This is a genomic window from Flavobacterium sp. LM4 (genome assembly GCF_002017935.1).
Classification (GTDB): Bacteria; Bacteroidota; Bacteroidia; order Flavobacteriales; family Flavobacteriaceae; genus Flavobacterium; species Flavobacterium chungangense.
The window spans coordinates 1,646,322-1,663,717 of record NZ_MUFW01000001.1 but is presented as its reverse complement, the minus strand read 5'-3'; the positions used below and the strand labels follow the sequence as shown (position 1 = coordinate 1,663,717).

16 protein-coding genes are annotated in these 17,396 nt (G+C 32.6%); 15 read left to right on the top strand and 1 reads right to left on the bottom strand.

Annotation, left to right across the window (positions count from 1 at the left end):
- The first annotated feature begins 105 nt into the window (after positions 1-105).
- The 15 genes from BXU10_RS07460 to dusB all read left to right on the top strand — a co-directional run bounded on the left by BXU10_RS07460 (position 106) and on the right by dusB (position 17,070).
- Positions 106-1,305 (top strand): beta-ketoacyl-[acyl-carrier-protein] synthase family protein, encoded by a 1,200-nt coding sequence (locus tag BXU10_RS07460; RefSeq protein ID WP_078226802.1) that lies wholly within the window; start codon positions 106-108, stop codon positions 1,303-1,305.
- Positions 1,302-2,360 carry a beta-ketoacyl synthase N-terminal-like domain-containing protein gene (locus tag BXU10_RS07455; RefSeq protein ID WP_078226801.1) on the top strand — a complete coding sequence of 353 codons (1,059 nt, stop codon included), beginning with the start codon at positions 1,302-1,304 and terminating at the stop codon, positions 2,358-2,360. Before BXU10_RS07460 ends, BXU10_RS07455 begins: the two co-directional genes overlap by 4 nt.
- Entirely contained in the window at positions 2,357-3,133 is a 777-nt protein-coding gene (locus BXU10_RS07450) for a polysaccharide deacetylase family protein (protein ID WP_078226800.1), read from the top strand. The genes BXU10_RS07455 and BXU10_RS07450 overlap by 4 nt, the downstream gene beginning before the upstream one ends.
- On the top strand, positions 3,123-3,758 hold the full coding sequence (locus BXU10_RS07445) for an outer membrane lipoprotein carrier protein LolA (protein WP_078226799.1): 636 nt from the start codon (positions 3,123-3,125) through the stop codon (positions 3,756-3,758). Before BXU10_RS07450 ends, BXU10_RS07445 begins: the two co-directional genes overlap by 11 nt.
- Positions 3,724-4,362, top strand: a complete 639-nt coding sequence (locus BXU10_RS07440) for a hypothetical protein (RefSeq protein ID WP_078226798.1) — start codon at positions 3,724-3,726, stop codon at positions 4,360-4,362. The genes BXU10_RS07445 and BXU10_RS07440 overlap by 35 nt, the downstream gene beginning before the upstream one ends.
- 30 nt (positions 4,363-4,392) lie before the next feature.
- Positions 4,393-4,992, top strand: coding sequence for a porin family protein (locus BXU10_RS07435; RefSeq protein WP_078226797.1), 600 nt, complete (start codon positions 4,393-4,395; stop codon positions 4,990-4,992).
- Positions 4,993-4,997: 5 nt separating this feature from the next.
- Positions 4,998-5,603, top strand: a complete 606-nt coding sequence (locus BXU10_RS07430) for an outer membrane beta-barrel protein (protein ID WP_078226796.1) — start codon at positions 4,998-5,000, stop codon at positions 5,601-5,603.
- A gap of 6 nt (positions 5,604-5,609) precedes the next feature.
- On the top strand, positions 5,610-5,981 hold the full coding sequence (locus BXU10_RS07425) for a 3-hydroxyacyl-ACP dehydratase (protein WP_078226795.1): 372 nt from the start codon (positions 5,610-5,612) through the stop codon (positions 5,979-5,981).
- 2 nt (positions 5,982-5,983) lie between these two features.
- Positions 5,984-6,469: a hypothetical protein gene (locus BXU10_RS07420; protein WP_078226794.1), complete on the top strand. Its 486-nt coding sequence runs from the start codon at positions 5,984-5,986 to the stop codon at positions 6,467-6,469.
- An 18-nt stretch (positions 6,470-6,487) separates the two neighbouring features.
- A complete protein-coding gene (locus tag BXU10_RS07415) occupies positions 6,488-7,669 on the top strand; it encodes a DUF2062 domain-containing protein (protein ID WP_078226793.1) in 1,182 nt (393 codons plus the stop codon).
- A gap of 2 nt (positions 7,670-7,671) precedes the next feature.
- Complete coding sequence (locus tag BXU10_RS07410; protein ID WP_078226792.1) at positions 7,672-11,352, top strand: 1-acyl-sn-glycerol-3-phosphate acyltransferase; 3,681 nt, start codon at positions 7,672-7,674, stop codon at positions 11,350-11,352.
- A 1-nt stretch (position 11,353) separates the two neighbouring features.
- Entirely contained in the window at positions 11,354-12,871 is a 1,518-nt protein-coding gene (locus tag BXU10_RS07405; protein WP_078226791.1) for an NAD(P)/FAD-dependent oxidoreductase, read from the top strand.
- Positions 12,872-12,878: 7 nt separating this feature from the next.
- Complete coding sequence (locus BXU10_RS07400; protein WP_078227937.1) at positions 12,879-14,546, top strand: C45 family peptidase; 1,668 nt, start codon at positions 12,879-12,881, stop codon at positions 14,544-14,546.
- Positions 14,543-15,838: a phenylacetate--CoA ligase family protein gene (locus tag BXU10_RS07395; RefSeq protein WP_078226790.1), complete on the top strand. Its 1,296-nt coding sequence runs from the start codon at positions 14,543-14,545 to the stop codon at positions 15,836-15,838. Before BXU10_RS07400 ends, BXU10_RS07395 begins: the two co-directional genes overlap by 4 nt.
- 239 nt (positions 15,839-16,077) lie before the next feature.
- Positions 16,078-17,070, top strand: coding sequence for a tRNA dihydrouridine synthase DusB (gene dusB, locus BXU10_RS07390; protein WP_078226789.1), 993 nt, complete (start codon positions 16,078-16,080; stop codon positions 17,068-17,070).
- A 39-nt stretch (positions 17,071-17,109) separates the two neighbouring features.
- Here dusB and BXU10_RS07385 read toward each other — a convergent pair whose 3' ends face one another.
- Entirely contained in the window at positions 17,110-17,388 is a 279-nt protein-coding gene (locus tag BXU10_RS07385) for a Txe/YoeB family addiction module toxin (RefSeq protein WP_031453895.1), read from the bottom strand.
- Between the last annotated feature and the right edge of the window lie 8 nt (positions 17,389-17,396).

The following is a 17,396-nucleotide window of genomic DNA, read 5'->3' as shown; positions in this document are numbered from 1 at the left end:
ATTTTTAAGCTGTTTAGACAAAACTGTCTAAGCTAAAAAAATAACAATCCAAACAAGTCCAAAAATCTAAGAAGTCTAATGTCTAATACTCTAAGAATTCAAAAAATGAAAGGTGTCGCAATAACCGGAATGGGAATTATCTCTTCGATTGGAAATTCAGTCGAAGAAAATTATATTTCGCTAATCGAAAATAAAATTGGTATTTCCCGAATCCAAAATATTTCGACCGTTCATGCCGATAGTATTAAAGTTGGAGAAATTAAAAATACCAACGATGAATTGGTCAATGAATTGAAACTTTTACCTGATAATAATTTTTCAAGAACAGCTATGATTGGTGTTTTTGCGGCCAAACAAGCTGTAAAAGAGGCCGGAATTACATCGATAAATGAATTTAGAACAGGACTTATTTCGGCTACCAGTGTTGGCGGAATGGATATGACTGAAAAACATTATTACGATTATTTCAAACATCCTGAACTTATAAAATACATTAGTTGTAACGATGGCGGCGATGTTGCAGATAAAATTGCTCAGGAGTTAGGTTTAAAAGGAATGGTCACAACGATAAGTACAGCTTGTTCATCTGCAGCAAATGCAATTATGTTAGGTGCCCGATTAATCAAAACCGGAAAACTGGATCGTGTTATTGTTGGTGGAACTGATGCTTTGGCAAAATTTACCATTAATGGATTCAAAACTTTGATGATTTTATCTGATGATTACAACAAGCCTTTTGATAATAACCGTAAAGGTTTAAATTTGGGTGAAGCTGCTGCCTATCTGGTTTTAGAATCAGATGATGTAGTACTGAGACAAAACAAAAAAGTTTTGGCCCGCGTTTCTGGTTACGGAAATGCAAACGATGCTTTTCATCAAACTGCTTCATCAGAAAACGGCGATGGTGCGTATCTGGCAATGAAAAAAGCCTTTGAAATTTCGGGTTTAAAACCTTCTCAAATTGATTATATCAACGTTCACGGAACCGCAACGCCAAACAATGATTTATCTGAAGGAAGAGCTTTACTCCGAATTTATGAAAATGAAAAAATTCCCGATTTTAGTTCTACAAAGCCCTTTACGGGTCACACTTTAGCAGCAGCAGCAGCAATTGAAGCCGTTTACAGTGTTTTGGCGATTCAAAATAATATCGTTTATCCTAATTTGAATTTCGAAACTCCAATGGAGGAGTTTGATCTGAAACCACAAACTATTTTAAAAAACAAAAATATCGAACACGTTTTATCCAACTCTTTCGGTTTTGGTGGAAATTGTTCAACTCTTATATTTTCTAAAAGCGAATGAAAACATATATAAATGGAATAGGTTGCATTTCGACTCAAAAAACATTTGATACTGTTTTTTTAGAAGAGGCCATACATGATAACAACGAAAATGTTCTTAAAATAGTTTCTCCGGCTTACAAAGATTTTATTTCACCGGCAGCCAGCAGAAGAATGGCAAAAGGCGTAAAAAACGGAATCGTAGCTTCGGCTTTGGCTATGAAAGATGCGAATATCGAAAATGTTGATGCCATTATTACCGGAACAGGTTTGGGCTGTATTGAAGATTCTGAAAAATTTCTGAAAAACATTCTGGATAATAACGAAGAGTTTCTAACCCCTACTTCCTTCATTCAATCAACACACAATACCGTTGGCGCACAAATTGCACTTTTACAGCAATGCAAAGGTTATAATTTTACCTATGTAAACGGAGCTGTTTCTTTTGAATCGGCCTTAATTGATGCTAAAATGCAAATCGAAGGAGACGAAGCCAATTCAATTTTGGTAGGCGGAGTTGATGAAAATGGCGATTATACAACAGCTCTTTTTAAATTAAACGGACGAATTAAAAAAGATACTTATGAGTCTTATGCCGTTTTAAATTCTGAAACAAGCGGTGCAATTTACGGAGAAGGCGCCAGCTTTTTTGTTTTGGAAAATGAAAGAAAAGAAAATACATACGCAAAACTTCTCGATGTTACTATCATAAATACGTTGGAAGAAAACGAAATTGAAACAGAAATAAAATCTTTTCTAAAAGCAAATAAGCTGGAAATTTCAGATATTGATGCTTTGGTTTTAGGATTTGATGGGAATGTCGATTTTGAAATTTATTATAAAAATCTTGCCGAAAATGCTTTTGCACAAACACCTGTTTTATATTATAAACATTTAAGCGGCGAATACGATACGGCTTCGGCTTTTGCATTATGGATGGCCTCAAAAATTATAAAAACACAGGAAATTCCAGAAATTATAAAAGTCAATTCAGTTGAAAAACCTGCTTATAATACTATTTTGTTATACAATCAATTAAACGGAAAAAATCATAGTTTTACGTTAATCTCAAAATGATAACGCATAAAAACATCTCACTATTTTTTATTTTTTTATTGCTTTTATTGCTTCTTCTGAACCTTTATACAGCAATTAATTTTTGGTGGTTTGCTATTATTGTTTCCATTTGGTTTGTATTTAATATTGTCGGTTCATCTCTAATAGCATCAAACTATCATGTAAAAGCTTTTTGCAGGAATGCTTTAGAAAAGGAGAAAAAAATTGCCCTTACATTTGATGACGGACCGGGCATTTATACTTTAGAAATTCTTGATCTTCTTAAAAAATATAATGTAAAAGCGACATTTTTTTGCATCGGAAAAAATATTGAAATGTATCCTGAAATTGTAAAACAAATTATAGACGAAGGTCATTTGACTGGAAATCATTCCTACGGACATTCTCCTTTTTTTGATTTTTATAATGCGAAAAAAATTATAGAAGAAATTCAAAAAACAGATACGCTTTTAGAAAAATTAACTTCAAAAAAAATTAACTTTTTTCGTCCACCCTACGGAGTTACCACCCCTTCAATTCGGAGGGCTTTAAAAATAACCGGACACAAAGTTATTGGCTGGAATATACGTTCACTTGATGGCGGTACAAAAAATAAAAAATTAATTTTCAACCGAATAATAAAACGAGTTTCTCCCGGCGGAATTGTACTTTTGCACGACACGGCTTCGCACTCTGTCTTGGTATTGGAACAGTTTTTGCAATTTTTACAACAAAACCATTATAAAGTGGTTTCTGTAGAAGAACTTTTGAACCTTAAAGCTTATGAAAACTAAATTATATATATTTCTTTTTTTCCTAAACATTTTTAGTATTTCTATTTTTGCACAAGAGCAAAAAATGACTGCTGCCGAAATAGCTTCATTTAAAGAAGATGTAAATATTGTTTCCAAAAAAATCAAAACTTTGAGTACCGATTTTATTCAGTACAAACATTTGGATTTTTTATCGAAAGACATTGAAACCTCCGGAAAAATGATTTTTAAAGAACCTTATTTGCTTCAATGGCAATACAAAAAACCATACAATTACAGTATCGTTTTTAAAAACGGTAAAATCCTGATTAACGATGAAGGAAAAAAAAGTTCGGTTGATATTGGAAACAGCAAAATCTTTGGCCGAATCAATAAACTAATTGTGGGAAGCGTAAGTGGCAATATGTTTGATGACAAAGAATTTACGATTTCGTACTTTAAAGTGAAAGGACAAAATCTGGCGAAATTTATTCCAAAAGATGCAACGCTTAAGAAATACATCAAACAGATTGAACTTACTTTTGATAAAGAAGAAGCTACAGTCGTACAAGTAAAACTATTGGAATCATCAGATGATTATACCCGAATTGTACTTAAAAATAAAGTGATCAATGCAAAAATCGACGATTCAGTATTTAGTAATTAACAGCCTTTTGGCAGTTGTTTTATTTTCCTGTGGCTCCGTCACAAAAAATTATACACCAAAAAAATTAGACAAAACATCCTACGAGGTTCCTTATTTCTCAGATTCAAAAACGGATTATGTATACAAAACCAATATCACGGTTTACGGAAATGAATTGTCTGGAATTTTCATTGCCAAAAAAATAAATGATACAACACACCGGATTGTTTTTACAACAGAGTTTGGTAACAAATTGTTTGATTTTGAAATTTCCGAAACAACTTTTAAAGTAAATTCAATTGTGTCAGAATTAGATCGTAAAATTCTAATAAATACTTTAGAAGAAGATTTCAGACTGCTTCTTAAAAACAAATATTTGATTCAGGAACAATTTGAAAACGATTTTTTTAACATTTACAAATCGGCAGATAAAAACCGTGATAATTACCTGTTTCTGACCAAGAAAGACCAAAAGTTAGAAAAAGTGATTCACTCATCTCAAACAAAAGAAAAATTTACTGTTCTTTTTAGTTCAGAAAACAATATTTTTGCAGAAAAAATTCAGATTATTCATCAAAATATTAAGTTGGAAATCACGTTAAATTATTTAAAATCAGAAATTTAAAATCACTAATAAACTTTGAAACAATTAAAAATGAGAAAATCAATCCTAATTGCATTCGTTTTATTTATAGGTCTAATAACAGCACAGGCACAGATAAAAGTAAGTCCGGGAGTCAGAGGCGGTTTAAACTTTTCTACACTAACCAATATTGACGACAATAGTACCAAAACAGATTTTTATCTTGGAGGATTAGTCAACATCAAGTTCAATAAGTATTTTTCGCTACAGCCTGAATTATCGTATTCAAGACAAGGCGATAAAGGAACATATTTGGAGAATGGTAGTTATAGAAATATAAATTATGAGCTAAATTATATAACAGTTGGAGCCGTTGCTAAATTTAACTTTAACGGAAGCGGATTTCACGTATTAGCAGGGCCATCTTTAGACTTCAAAATTGATGATAATTACATCAATTCTAATCCTGAAGGTTTTGACCTGGCGCTAGTTGGAGGCGTTGGATATACGTTACCAAACGGATTAACATTTGAAGCAAGAATTAAACAAGGTTTTATTGATATTTACGGTTATGATGGTGTTTATGATGATAATAATAACGGAAATTATGATGAAGTTATTTTAAATCAGGTACTGCAGATTGGTATTAGTTATACATTTAAAGGAAGATAAGATACATGAAAAAATTAATTGCCATCGTTTTTATTTTATTCATAAATTCAATAAATGCTCAGGTAACATTTAAACCAGGTCTAAGAGCCGGAGCTGCTTTTTCAACGTTTTCAAATACACGTTCTTCCTATAAAAGTGATTTTTATATTGGAGGGTTTGGTGAAATTAAATTAACCCGGATTTATGCGTTACAACCTGAAATTACATATAGCAGACAGGGTTCTAATAACGTTAAAACTTTTGTTGGCTACACTAATGATGGCGAACAAATTGTGGAATCAAAAAATTTAGACATTGATTATGTTTCGATTGCGATGATCAATAAATTCACTTTTAATGGTTTTCAGGTTCAGGCTGGTCCAACTCTGGATTTTAGAACAAGAGATAATTTACGCTATGAAAAGTCTGATGCTGATTTAACTCTCGTTGTTGGTTTTGGTTATAAAGTGCCTTTGACCGGATTAACAATTGAAGCTCGTATCAAAAAAGGTTTAATCGATGTTATAGACAGTGATTATTACAGCAGCAATGATAACAGCGATTATTTGTTTGGAGATTATAATACAAATGTGAATTTTCAACTGGGTGTTTCGTATGCCTTTGGTAAATAAAAAAATATGGTTTTAAAAGATTTTTACAAAATACTTTCAGAAGAAAAAACAGGAGATTCTAAGTACAATTTTACGATTTTGGTCAACGAAAAACACGAAGTTTTCAAAGGTCATTTTCCTGGAAATCCAATTATGCCTGGCGTTTGCATGATTCAGATTATTAAAGAACTTACTGAGACTATTACAAAAGCCAATTTGGTAATTCAAACACTTGCTAATGTAAAGTTCATGGCACTTATTAATCCAGAGGTTACTCCGGAATTGCGTTTAGAACTTGATATTGTAACTACCGAAGATGATTTGGTAAAAGTAAAAAACACTACTTATTTTAACGACACCGTTGCTTTGAAACTAAGCAACGTGTATAAAAAGATATAATTATGAAACTACTACTGACATTTATCCTATGGTTCAATTTTGCAGGAAATCCTGACTTGGCTTCCATTCGCAAAATGTATACAGACGTTTCAAAATCAGAAACCAATGCTAAAGAATTTTTAGACAAACTTGCCGGAATATCTGGCAATGATGACAAAATTTTGGTAGCTTACAAAGCCGCTTCGATTTTGCTGGATTCTAAATTTGAAAAAAAATTAGGCGCAAAAATGGAACGCTTTAAAGAAGGTGCCAAACTTCTTGAATCTACTGTAAAAAGTGAACCCAACAATATCGAAATCAGAATGATCCGATTGAGCATTCAGGAAAATGTACCTGGTATTACGGGTTATAAAAAAAATATTAAAGAAGATAAAAAATTCATAACTGAACATTATGATGAGCAAAGTAACTCTTTAAAAGAATATCTTAAAAACTTTATATTACAATCTAAAAGTTTCTCTGAAAAAGAGAGACAATTGGTGAAGTAGATAAAGAAAACACAACCCATGAAACCTATTTTATTACAGCAGGAGCTACTAAGTTTAACGCATTTTTGTGTGATTGTTCCAACATACAACAATCACAAAACGTTAAAAAGAGTACTGGATTCCGTTTTAGATTACACTTTAAATGTAATAATTGTTAATGACGGTTCTACTGATGAGACGAGTGAAATTTTAAAATCATATTCTCATCTGATACAAATTCATCATCCTGAAAACTTAGGAAAAGGAAGAGCCTTGAGAAACGGTTTTCGAAAAGCGATTGAAACAGGTTTTGAATATGCCATTACAATAGATTCTGACGGTCAGCATTTTGCTTCTGATATACCAAATTTTATTGCTGAAATTCAAAAAGAACCGAATTCTTTATTGATTGGCAGCAGGAATATGACACAGGAAAACGTACCAAAAAAAAGTAGTTTTGGAAATAAATTTTCAAATTTTTGGTTTCAATTTGAAACCGGAATTAAACTTGATGATACGCAATCGGGTTACAGATTATACCCTTTACAATTATTGCCGAAACAATTTTATACCAATAAATTTGAGTTTGAGATTGAAGTTATTGTTCGTTCTGCATGGAAAGGTGTTTTGGTAAAAAATATTGCAATCGAGATTTTATATGATCCTGCTGAACGTGTTTCACATTTTCGCCCTTTTAAAGATTTTACCAGAATCAGTATTCTAAATACTGTTCTGGTTCTAAATTCGCTTTTGTATATCAAGCCCAGAGACTTTTTTCGGAAAGCAAAAAAAAAAGGTTTTAAAAAGTTTTTTCTTGAAGATATTTTAGAAAGCAACGATTCTAATTTCAAAAAAGCGGCTGCAATTGCATTAGGTATTTTTATCGGTATATCTCCATTTTGGGGATTTCAAACCGTATTACTTTTATCATTTGCCACCTTACTCAGACTCAATAAAGTCATTGCTTATCTCTCTTCAAATGTTAGTTTTCCACCTTTTATTCCATTTATTATTTATGGTTCTTTAAAAATGGGAAGTTATTTTGTATCCAATAAAACCACTTTGGTTTTAGACAGTTCACTTACACTTGACGACATTCAGCAAAATGCTACACAATATATCGTTGGAAGTCTTATTTTAGCAACCGTTTCTTCACTAACTATAGGTTTTTTGAGTTATTTACTTTTAACCTTTTTTAATTCAACTAAAAATAAAAAATAAACATGCATCACTATTTTTACGCCATTCATTTATTTGTTAACCGAAGAAAATCCCTTTCGGTTTTATTGGCTGTTCTGATGCTTTTTGTCTTGGGATTTTTTGCTTCTAAAATTAAATTTGAGGAAGATATTACAAAGCTTATTCCAACAAACGACAAATCTGATGTTACTGCAAAAGTGCTTAAACAACTTAATTTTGCAGATAAAATTACGGTTATTTTCAAGTTAGAAAAAAACGGAACCAGTGAAGATTTAAAAGAAATGGCTGCCATTTTTTCAGATAGTGTTTCTAAATCATGTAAGCCATATATAACTGGAATTCAAGGAAAGGTTGACGAAGAAAACATCCAGGAAACAATAGATTTTGTGTACAACAATCTCCCATTATTCCTTGACAATAAAGATTATGCCGCTATACAAAACAAACTCAATAAAGATAGTATTGTAGCAACCGTTCAGGGAAATTATAAATCGATTATCTCGCCTTCTGGATTTTTGACCAAAGATTTCATTTTGGAGGATCCGCTTGGGATTTCTTTTATCGCTTTAAAGAAATTGCAACAACTAAATGTTGGTGATGACTTTACCCTTGATAATGGATACGTGATGACCAAAGACAAAAAGAAATTACTACTTTTTATTACATCAAATCTCCCATCGAGCGAAACTGAAAAAAATACTGTTTTTGCTGCAAAGCTAAAATCAATTCAGGACAATCTAAATCAGAAATTCAAAGCAAAAACTTCAATTAGTTATTTTGGTTCAGCTTTGATAGCTGTTGCCAATGCCAACCAAATTAAAAGCGATATTATCCTGACGACAACAATCGCGATGATCACTTTAATGTTGATCCTGATTTTATTCTACAGAAAAATATTAATCCCATTAATCATTTTTATTCCTACCGTTTTTGGAGCTCTGTTTGCTATTGCTTTTTTATTTTTTGTAAAAGAACAAATTTCCGCAATTTCCCTAGGAATTGGTTCAGTTTTATTAGGAATTACGATTGATTATTCCATTCATATCCTTACGCATTACAAACACAACAGTGATGTAAAAACGTTATACAAAGACATCACTATGCCTTTGATTATGAGCAGTTCGACTACGGCTGTCGCATTTTTATGTTTGCTATTTGTGAAATCGGAAGCGCTTAATGACTTAGGGATTTTTGCTGCTGTAATTGTTATGGCTTCTGCATTTTTCTCCCTCTTAATTGTTCCGCATTTATACAAACCGAAAGAAAATAATTTTGAATACAAGAAAAATGTAATCGACAAGCTGGCGCATTTTTCATTTCATAATAATAAATTCCTAATCGGTTTTTGTGTTCTCATTACGATTATCTGCTGTTTTACTTATAATAATGTTGGCTTCAATAACGATTTGTCACAGCTTAATTTTGTTCCGAAAGAAATAAAAGCTGCAGAAAAAGAGCTGGAAGAAAGCACCAGCTTAACATCAAAAACAATATATGTTGCTTCGTACGGAAAAAGTATGGAAGAAGTTCTGCAAAACAACAGCCGCCTTTTTTCAGATTTGTCTGCAGCAAAAGAACAGCAAAAAATATTAAACTTTAGTTCAATTGGCGGAATTATGCTTTCGCAAAAAGAACAGCAACAGAAAATTGAAAAATGGAATTCTTTTTGGGATAGTAATAAAAAACAACTCTTAAAATCCAATTTAATTTCCGAAGGTTCAAAATTAGGATTTAAACCTACAACATATAGTACGTTTTTTGACCATTTAGATTTTAATTTCAAACCGATTTCAGCAGCTGATTATCTAAAAATTCAAGCGCTGCAACTGCATGAATTCGTAACCGAAAAAAATGGTTTTTTCACGATTTCAACTTTAGTAAAAGTAGCTCCAAAACAACGTGACGCTTTTGTAAAGATGGCTGAAACTAAAAAAAATCTGATTGCTATCGATCGTCAGCAGATGAATGAAACGTTTTTCAGCACTTTAAAAACTGATTTCAATTCTCTTATAAATTATTCGTTTATTGCCGTGATCCTGATTTTATTTTTCTTTTTCCGAAGAATAGAACTGGTTATTGTAAGCTGTATTCCTATTGCCTTAACAGGAATTGTGACAACAGGTATAATGGGCATTTTTGATATTCAGATGAATATTTTCAGCATGATTGTCTGCACGCTTATTTTTGGCCACGGGGTCGATTTTAGCATTTTCATGACGAGCGCACTACAAAAAGAATATACAACCGGAAAAAACGAAATTGCAATTTACAGAACCTCTATAATTTTAGCAGTAATTACTACCATTTTAGGAATTGGTGCCATGATTTTTGCAGAGCATCCGGCATTAAAATCTATTTCATCTGTATCCTTAATTGGAGTTTTTGCCGCACTCATTATTACCTTTATCTTCTATCCGATTCTTTTTAAATTATTCATTTCAAACCGCCCAAAAAACGGGAATGCTCCATTTCAATTAAGAACCTTTCTTCACGGTATACTCTCTTTTTTCTATTATGGATTTGGTGGTGTTTTAATGTCAATTTTTAGTTTAATCATTATGCCGATTATTCCCCTTAATGAAAAAACAAAAATGAAAGGATTCCGATATGCGATTTCTAAATTCATGAAATCAGTATTATATTCAAATCCGTTTCTTCATAAAAAAGTCATTAATCCCTTTAATGAGAACTTTGAAAAACCGGCTATTATAATTGCAAATCATTCTTCATTTCTAGACATTTTAATATGCGGAATGCTAAGCCCAAACATTATTTTTTTAGTAAATGACTGGGTTTACAACTCCCCTATTTTTGGCGCTACGGTTAGAAAAGCAGGATTTTATCCTGTTTCAGAAGGTCTTGAAGGCGGGGTTGAACATTTACGTCAAAAAATAAACGAAGGATATTCATTAATGATTTTTCCGGAAGGAACCCGTTCAGAAAGTAATGAGATTAAACGCTTTCATAAAGGTGCTTTTTATCTTGCTGAACAGTTTAATTTAGATATTCTTCCTTTGGTTATTCACGGTGCATCTGAAGCAATTCCAAAAGGTGATTTTGTAATTCATGACACCAATCTTACTGTTTCTGTTTTGGAAAGAATTGCACCTGATAATCTTTCGTACGGAAAAAATTATACGGAAAGAACCAAACAATTGAGTTCGTTTTTTAAAATCGAATTTCAAAAAGTCCGTGAAGAATTAGAAGGTCCGGAATATTTCAAAAAAATGCTTATAAACAGTTATGATTACAAAGAAGCAGAAATTATAAATAGTATAAAAAGCAATTTAAAAACACACCTGGAAATTTATTACCATTTAAACAAGCACATTTCGGCTAAAGCGAAAATATTACATTTGTCTAATGATTATGGGCAATTAGATGTATTATTGGCTTTACAGCAACCCCAACGAAAAATATATTCTTATAATTCAGATGAAGAAAAAACATCTGTTGCAAAAAACAATTATTTCGTTACAAAAAGAAAAATTTATTATCAGGAAAATCTGGAAACAGCTATTCAAAACCAATATGATGTTATTTTGATTTCGGAAGAAAATTATAATAATGATATTGAAAAAATCATTTCTGTATCTTCCTGTGTTATTTTAGTAAATTGTCAAAGTTTAAAAACCACTTTGATTAACTTAGGTTTTGAATGTGTTTTAGAAGAAAATTCAATAGTCATATTAAAGAAAAATTAGAATGAAAAATCATTATGACGTTGTAATTGTAGGCAGTGGTTTGGGCGGATTAGTATCGGCAATTATTTTAGCCAAAGAAGGCTATAGTGTATGCGTACTCGAAAAAAACAATCAGTATGGTGGAAATCTTCAGACTTTTGTACGGGACAAAACCATTTTTGATACCGGAATTCATTATATTGGTGGATTAAGCGAAGGGCAAAATTTGTACAAATACTTTAAGTACATTGGCATTATCGATCATTTAAATTTAAAAAAAATGGACGAAGATGCTTTTGATGTTATCTCATTTGAAGATGAAAACAAAGAATATCCGCATGCTCAGGGATATGAAAATTTTGTAAATCAATTAGCAAAACATTTCCCCGAGGAAAAAAAAGCTATTGAAAATTATTGCGAAAAAGTTAAATCAACGTGCGATTCATTCCCGTTATACAACTTACAATGGGAAGGAAAATATGATAGTGAAATACTGACATTAAACGCTAAAGAAACAATTGACCAGTTTACCCAAAATGAAAAACTAAAAGCGGTTTTGGCCGGATCAAATTTTTTATATGCCGGAATTGCTGATAAATCACCTTTTTATGTTCATGCACTTTCTGTAAATTCTTATATACAGAGTTCATGGCGATGCATAAACGGAGGAAGCCAGATCACAAAACAGCTTTTAAAACAGCTTAAAAAACATGGTGGTGAATTTTATAAATATAAGGAAGTTACCCATTTTAGTGTCGAAGATAACAAAGTGATCTCTGCCAAAATGAAAGACGGAACTGAAGTTTTTGGAACTTATTTTATATCGAACATTGAACCTAAAACTACCTTGAAAATGGTAGGTGAAGAAAATTTCAGAAAATCTTTTTATAGCAGGATCCAGAGTCTTGAAGGAGTGATTTCTGCTTTTAGCCTTTATATTGTTTTTAAACCTAAAACCTTCAAATATATCAATCATAATTATTATCATTTTAAGAATAGTAATGACGTTTGGAATGCTCATGAATACGATGAAAATTCATGGCCAAAAGCATATATGGCTTCAATGAATGCCTCTAAAAATATAGAAGAATGGGCAGATGGAATGACTTTTATCACTTACATGAAGTATGATGATTTATTACCATGGGTAAATACTTTTAATACTACTGCCGAAGAAAACGATCGCGGCGAAAGCTATGAAGAATTTAAATCCAGAAAAGCTGCTCGTTTTTTAGAAGAAATCGAAATAAAATTTCCTGGAATTAAAGATTGCATCAAATCTGTACATACTTCTACCCCACTATCCTATCGTGATTACATTGGAGGACATAATGGCAATATGTATGGTTATGTAAAAGACTCTAATAATCCAATGAAAACTTTTATTGCATCAAAAACCAAATTGGATAATTTATACTTAACGGGGCAGGGTATCAACATGCATGGCGTTTTAGGTGTCACTATCGGTGCAGTCGTAACCTGTTCTGAAATTGTTGGAAAAGAGTATCTGGTTAATAAAATCAATCTGGCATCTGAATAAAAAACATATGAAGAATCGATTCATAATCCATTTATTTTTCCTTTTTTTATTAATATTTGTTTCGTGTGGGACTTCAAAGTCTATGCGACATAAGCCTAATATTTCAAATTATAATACCACAAAGCCAATTGTAATAAAACAATCAGATAGTGTTTTTATTTCTGGGAAAAATTCGATTTCAAAAAACAAACAAGGTCTTTGGGAATTATATGTAGAAGGAGATCCGTTGGAAATTGGCCTAACAACCGGAGCCTTATCCGATTCTCTTCTAAAAAAACAACAGCAGATTTTTTTTTCCAGAATTGAAGATATCATTCCGTCAAAATTTCAACAAGCTTTACTTCGAAGTTTTCTAAAATGGTACAACAGAAAATTATATCAGAATGTACCAAATGAATATCAAGCAGAAATTTACGGAGTTTCACAATACACTTCTCATAATTTTGATAACATCGCCAATCAATACCAGCTTAGTTTGTACCTTCATGCTGCACATGATATTGGTCACGCTTTGCAGGATTTGGCTTTGGTAGGCTGCTCTTCTTTTGCAGCCTGGGGCGAAAAATCTGAAGATGGTAATTTAATTCTGGGGCGTAATTTTGATTTTTATGTAAATGATGCTTTCGCCGAAAATAAAATAGCGGCGTTTATAAATCCAAAAGAAGGGCATCCCTTTATGATGGTTACCTGGCCGGGAATGGTTGGTGCTGTTTCCGGAATGAATAAAGAAGGTGTAACGGTAACCATAAATGCCGGAAAATCTGAAATTCCATTGACTGCCAAAACACCAATTTCTCTGCTCACACGAGAAATTTTACAGTATGCCAAAAATATTGATGAAGCGATTGCTATTGCAAAAAAAAGAAACGTATTTGTTTCTGAGTCAATTATGGTTGGAAGTGCTCAGGATAACAAAGCAATTCTGATTGAGGTTTCACCTGAAAAAATGGGTGTTTTTGATGTTCCAAACAGCAAACAATTGATCTGCTCGAATCATTTTCAGAGTGAAACTTATAAAAATGACAAACGAAATGCGTTGCAAATTATCAATAGCCATTCGAAATATCGCTTTGAGAGAATGCAGGAATTGTTTGTTGAAAATCCAAAAATTAATCCTCAAATTGCTTCAGAGATTTTAAGAAATAAGGAAGGTTTACAAAATATAGCATTGGGTTACGGCAACGAAAAAGCACTCAATCAATTGATCGCACATCACGGAGTTATTTTTAAACCGAAAGAAAAATTAGTCTGGGTTTCTGCAAATCCGTATCAGTTAGGTGAATTTGTGTGTTATAATTTAGATTCCGTTTTTAAAGAAAGAAAAAAGAACCCTATTGTTTCATTTGAAGATAAAAACCTGAATATTGCCAAAGATCCATTTTTGGGAACTACTGCATTTAAGAACTATAAAAAATTCAGAATCGAAGATCACCAAATAGATTTATATTTAAAAAATAAAACGGAAGTTCCGTTAGATTTTATTCAGGCTTATCAATCTTTAAACCCTGATTATTGGGTTGTATATTATAAAGCAGGGTTGTATTTTTACCAAAAAAAGAACTTTCTGCTTGCTCAGGAAAACTTTCAAAAAGCATTAACCAAAGAAATCACAACTGTTCCTGATAAAGAAGCAATTGAAAAATATTTAAAAAAACTCAAAAGAAAATTACAATGATTCCAGCAATAGAAAAAAATTCTTTAGAAGAAATTAAAAATTTTCAAGAGCAAAAATTAGCAGAAACTTTAACCTATATTAGTCAAAATTCCCCTTTTTACAAGAGGCTTTTTGCAGGACAAAATATTGATATTTCGAAAATTAAAACCCTTGAAGATTTACAGCATTTACCGGTAACTACTAAAGAAGATTTACAACAATACAACGATGATTTTTTGTGTGTTCCGCAACATAAAATTATTGACTATGCTTCGACTTCAGGAACTTTGGGCGATCCTGTAACTTTTGGTTTAACCGATTCTGATCTGGAACGGCTGGCGTATAACGAAGCTATTTCATTCGCCTGTGCCGGAATTAGAGAAGGCGATGTTGTGCAATTAATGACAACAATTGACCGTAAATTTATGGCTGGTCTGGCTTATTTTTTAGGTTTAAGAAAATTGAAAGCAGGCATTATCCGTGTGGGCGCCGGAATTCCGGAAATGCAATGGGATTCGATTTTAAAATACAATCCGAGCTATTTAATTACCGTTCCTTCTTTCCTTTTAAAATTAATTGAATACGCCGAAATACACGGAATCGATTACAATAATTCGAGTATAAAAGGTGCTGTCTGTATTGGGGAATCTCTGAGAGAACAGGATTTTTCGATGAATATTTTATCCAAAAAAATTACGGATAAATGGAACATCAGGTTGTTTTCGACTTATGCTTCTACCGAAATGAGTACGGCTTTTACAGAATGTGAATACGGTCAGGGCGGTCACCACCATCCGGAATTGATTATCGTTGAAGTTCTGGACGAAAATAATAGGCCTGTAAAAAATGGTGAAACGGGAGAACTGACTTTTACTACTTTAGGAATTGAAGCCATGCCGTTACTCCGTTTTAAAACCGGGGATATTGTACAGCTCCATAACGAACCTTGCTCCTGCGGGCGACATACTTTGCGTGTTGGGCCGGTTGTGGGCCGTAAAAAACAAATGATCAAATATAAAGGCACAACACTTTATCCGCCAGCGATGGATGATGTTTTGAGCAGTTTTGATACTATTGAAAATCATCTTGTCGAAATTTCTACCAACGATTTAGGGACTGATGAAATCCTGATTAAAATTGCAGCTAAAAATCAGACACCCGAATTTTTACAGGAAATAAAAGATCATTTTAGAGCGAAATTAAGAGTAACTCCAAAAATAGAATTTGCTACAAAAGAAGCTTTAAATCCTTTGGTTTTTAATCCAATGAGTCGAAAACCAATTCGTTTTTTTGATTACCGAAATACGATATAGAACTTTTTTTTACCATATAAGTAATATAAGTTCATTTAAACTTTGCGCAAAACAGGGCGGCAGAACTATGTGCATTTCAAATTAGTAAAATGACTTTTTTGAATTTCAATTATCTATATGTTTTGAAATTTACGTTCCAGTTAAATGAACTTATATTACTTATATGGTTTAATTTCAGCTTATTAATTGTTTTGCTGTGAATTAAACTAAATGTTGTAATTTTGCACAAAATAGTGAAGATGGTCAAGATTGGCAACATAGAATTACCCGAATTTCCTTTATTACTCGCACCGATGGAAGATGTTAGTGATCCGCCGTTTCGCAGATTATGCAAAACGCACGGAGCTGACATGATGTATTCTGAATTTATTTCATCAGAAGGATTAATTCGTGATGCTATCAAAAGTCGGATGAAGCTCGATATTTTTGATTACGAACGTCCCGTGGGAATTCAGATTTTTGGCGGTGATGAAGAAGCAATGGCGCTTTCGTCTAAAATTGTTTCTACCGTAAAACCGGATTTAGTCGATATTAACTTTGGATGTCCGGTAAAAAAAGTAGTCTGCAAAGGTGCCGGAGCCGGTGTTTTGAAAGATGTCGATTTGATGGTTCGTTTGACAAAAGCCGTGATCAGAAGTACTGATTTGCCTGTAACCGTAAAAACACGTTTAGGCTGGGATGAAAGTTCGATTAATATTGACGAAGTTGCCGAAAGATTGCAGGATATTGGTGTTCAGGCTTTAACCATTCATGCCAGGACACGTGCCCAGATGTACAAAGGCCACGCTGACTGGTCGCATATTGCACGTGTAAAAAACAACCCAAGAATTACAATGCCTATTTTTGGAAACGGCGATATCGACAGTCCTGAAAAAGCATTACAATATAAAAACGAATACGGTATTGACGGCATCATGATAGGTCGCGCAGCTATTGGCTATCCGTGGATTTTTAATGAAATCAAACATTTCTTTAAAACAGGCGAGCACTTGCCTGCTCCAACTGTTGCTGATCGTGTAGAAGCAGCCAGAAATCATTTGCAATGGTCTATGGATTGGAAGGGAGAACGATTGGGAATTGTAGAAATGCGCCGTCATTATACCAATTATTTCAAAGGAATTCACTCTTTTAAAGAATATAAACAAAAACTGGTTACTACTGATGGCCCTGAGGATTTGTTCTCTGTTATGAAAGAAATTGAACAGGTTTATGCAGGATATGAATTTGTTTAAAACATAAAAAAAGACCTTCGTAACTGAAGGTCTTATATTTTATTTATCATCATAATGAAATCGACATTGTAATATAATACACTTTTGATCAATTCCTTTGGTTCCCGAAACTTTATAAACCAACCGATGCTCTCCATTAATTCTTCTGGACCAAAAACTTTTTAAATCGTGTCTTAAAGGCTCTGGCTTTCCAATTCCTTTAAAAGGATTCTCTCGAACTGATTTAATTAATTCCTTTATTTTTAAAACTGTATCATTATCGTTTTCAATCCAATATTCAAAATCTTCCCATCCATTTTTTGTAAAACAAATATCCATATAAGATC

Excerpts from the sequence above, each read along its gene's own strand:
- BXU10_RS07460 (WP_078226802.1), top strand. The coding sequence starts at position 106 with ATGAAAGGTGTCGCAATAACCGGAATGGGAATTATCTCTTCGATTGGA.
- dusB (WP_078226789.1), top strand. The coding sequence starts at position 16,078 with ATGGTCAAGATTGGCAACATAGAATTACCCGAATTTCCTTTATTACTC.
- BXU10_RS07395 (WP_078226790.1), top strand. The coding sequence starts at position 14,543 with ATGATTCCAGCAATAGAAAAAAATTCTTTAGAAGAAATTAAAAATTTT.
- BXU10_RS07435 (WP_078226797.1), top strand. The coding sequence starts at position 4,393 with ATGAGAAAATCAATCCTAATTGCATTCGTTTTATTTATAGGTCTAATA.
- BXU10_RS07400 (WP_078227937.1), top strand. The coding sequence starts at position 12,879 with ATGAAGAATCGATTCATAATCCATTTATTTTTCCTTTTTTTATTAATA.
- BXU10_RS07420 (WP_078226794.1), top strand. The coding sequence starts at position 5,984 with ATGAAACTACTACTGACATTTATCCTATGGTTCAATTTTGCAGGAAAT.
- BXU10_RS07455 (WP_078226801.1), top strand. The coding sequence starts at position 1,302 with ATGAAAACATATATAAATGGAATAGGTTGCATTTCGACTCAAAAAACA.
- BXU10_RS07445 (WP_078226799.1), top strand. The coding sequence starts at position 3,123 with ATGAAAACTAAATTATATATATTTCTTTTTTTCCTAAACATTTTTAGT.
- BXU10_RS07405 (WP_078226791.1), top strand. The coding sequence starts at position 11,354 with ATGAAAAATCATTATGACGTTGTAATTGTAGGCAGTGGTTTGGGCGGA.
- BXU10_RS07415 (WP_078226793.1), top strand. The coding sequence starts at position 6,488 with ATGAAACCTATTTTATTACAGCAGGAGCTACTAAGTTTAACGCATTTT.
- BXU10_RS07410 (WP_078226792.1), top strand. The coding sequence starts at position 7,672 with ATGCATCACTATTTTTACGCCATTCATTTATTTGTTAACCGAAGAAAA.
- BXU10_RS07450 (WP_078226800.1), top strand. The coding sequence starts at position 2,357 with ATGATAACGCATAAAAACATCTCACTATTTTTTATTTTTTTATTGCTT.
- BXU10_RS07440 (WP_078226798.1), top strand. The coding sequence starts at position 3,724 with ATGCAAAAATCGACGATTCAGTATTTAGTAATTAACAGCCTTTTGGCA.
- BXU10_RS07385 (WP_031453895.1), bottom strand. The coding sequence starts at position 17,388 with ATGGATATTTGTTTTACAAAAAATGGATGGGAAGATTTTGAATATTGG.
- BXU10_RS07425 (WP_078226795.1), top strand. The coding sequence starts at position 5,610 with ATGGTTTTAAAAGATTTTTACAAAATACTTTCAGAAGAAAAAACAGGA.
- BXU10_RS07430 (WP_078226796.1), top strand. The coding sequence starts at position 4,998 with ATGAAAAAATTAATTGCCATCGTTTTTATTTTATTCATAAATTCAATA.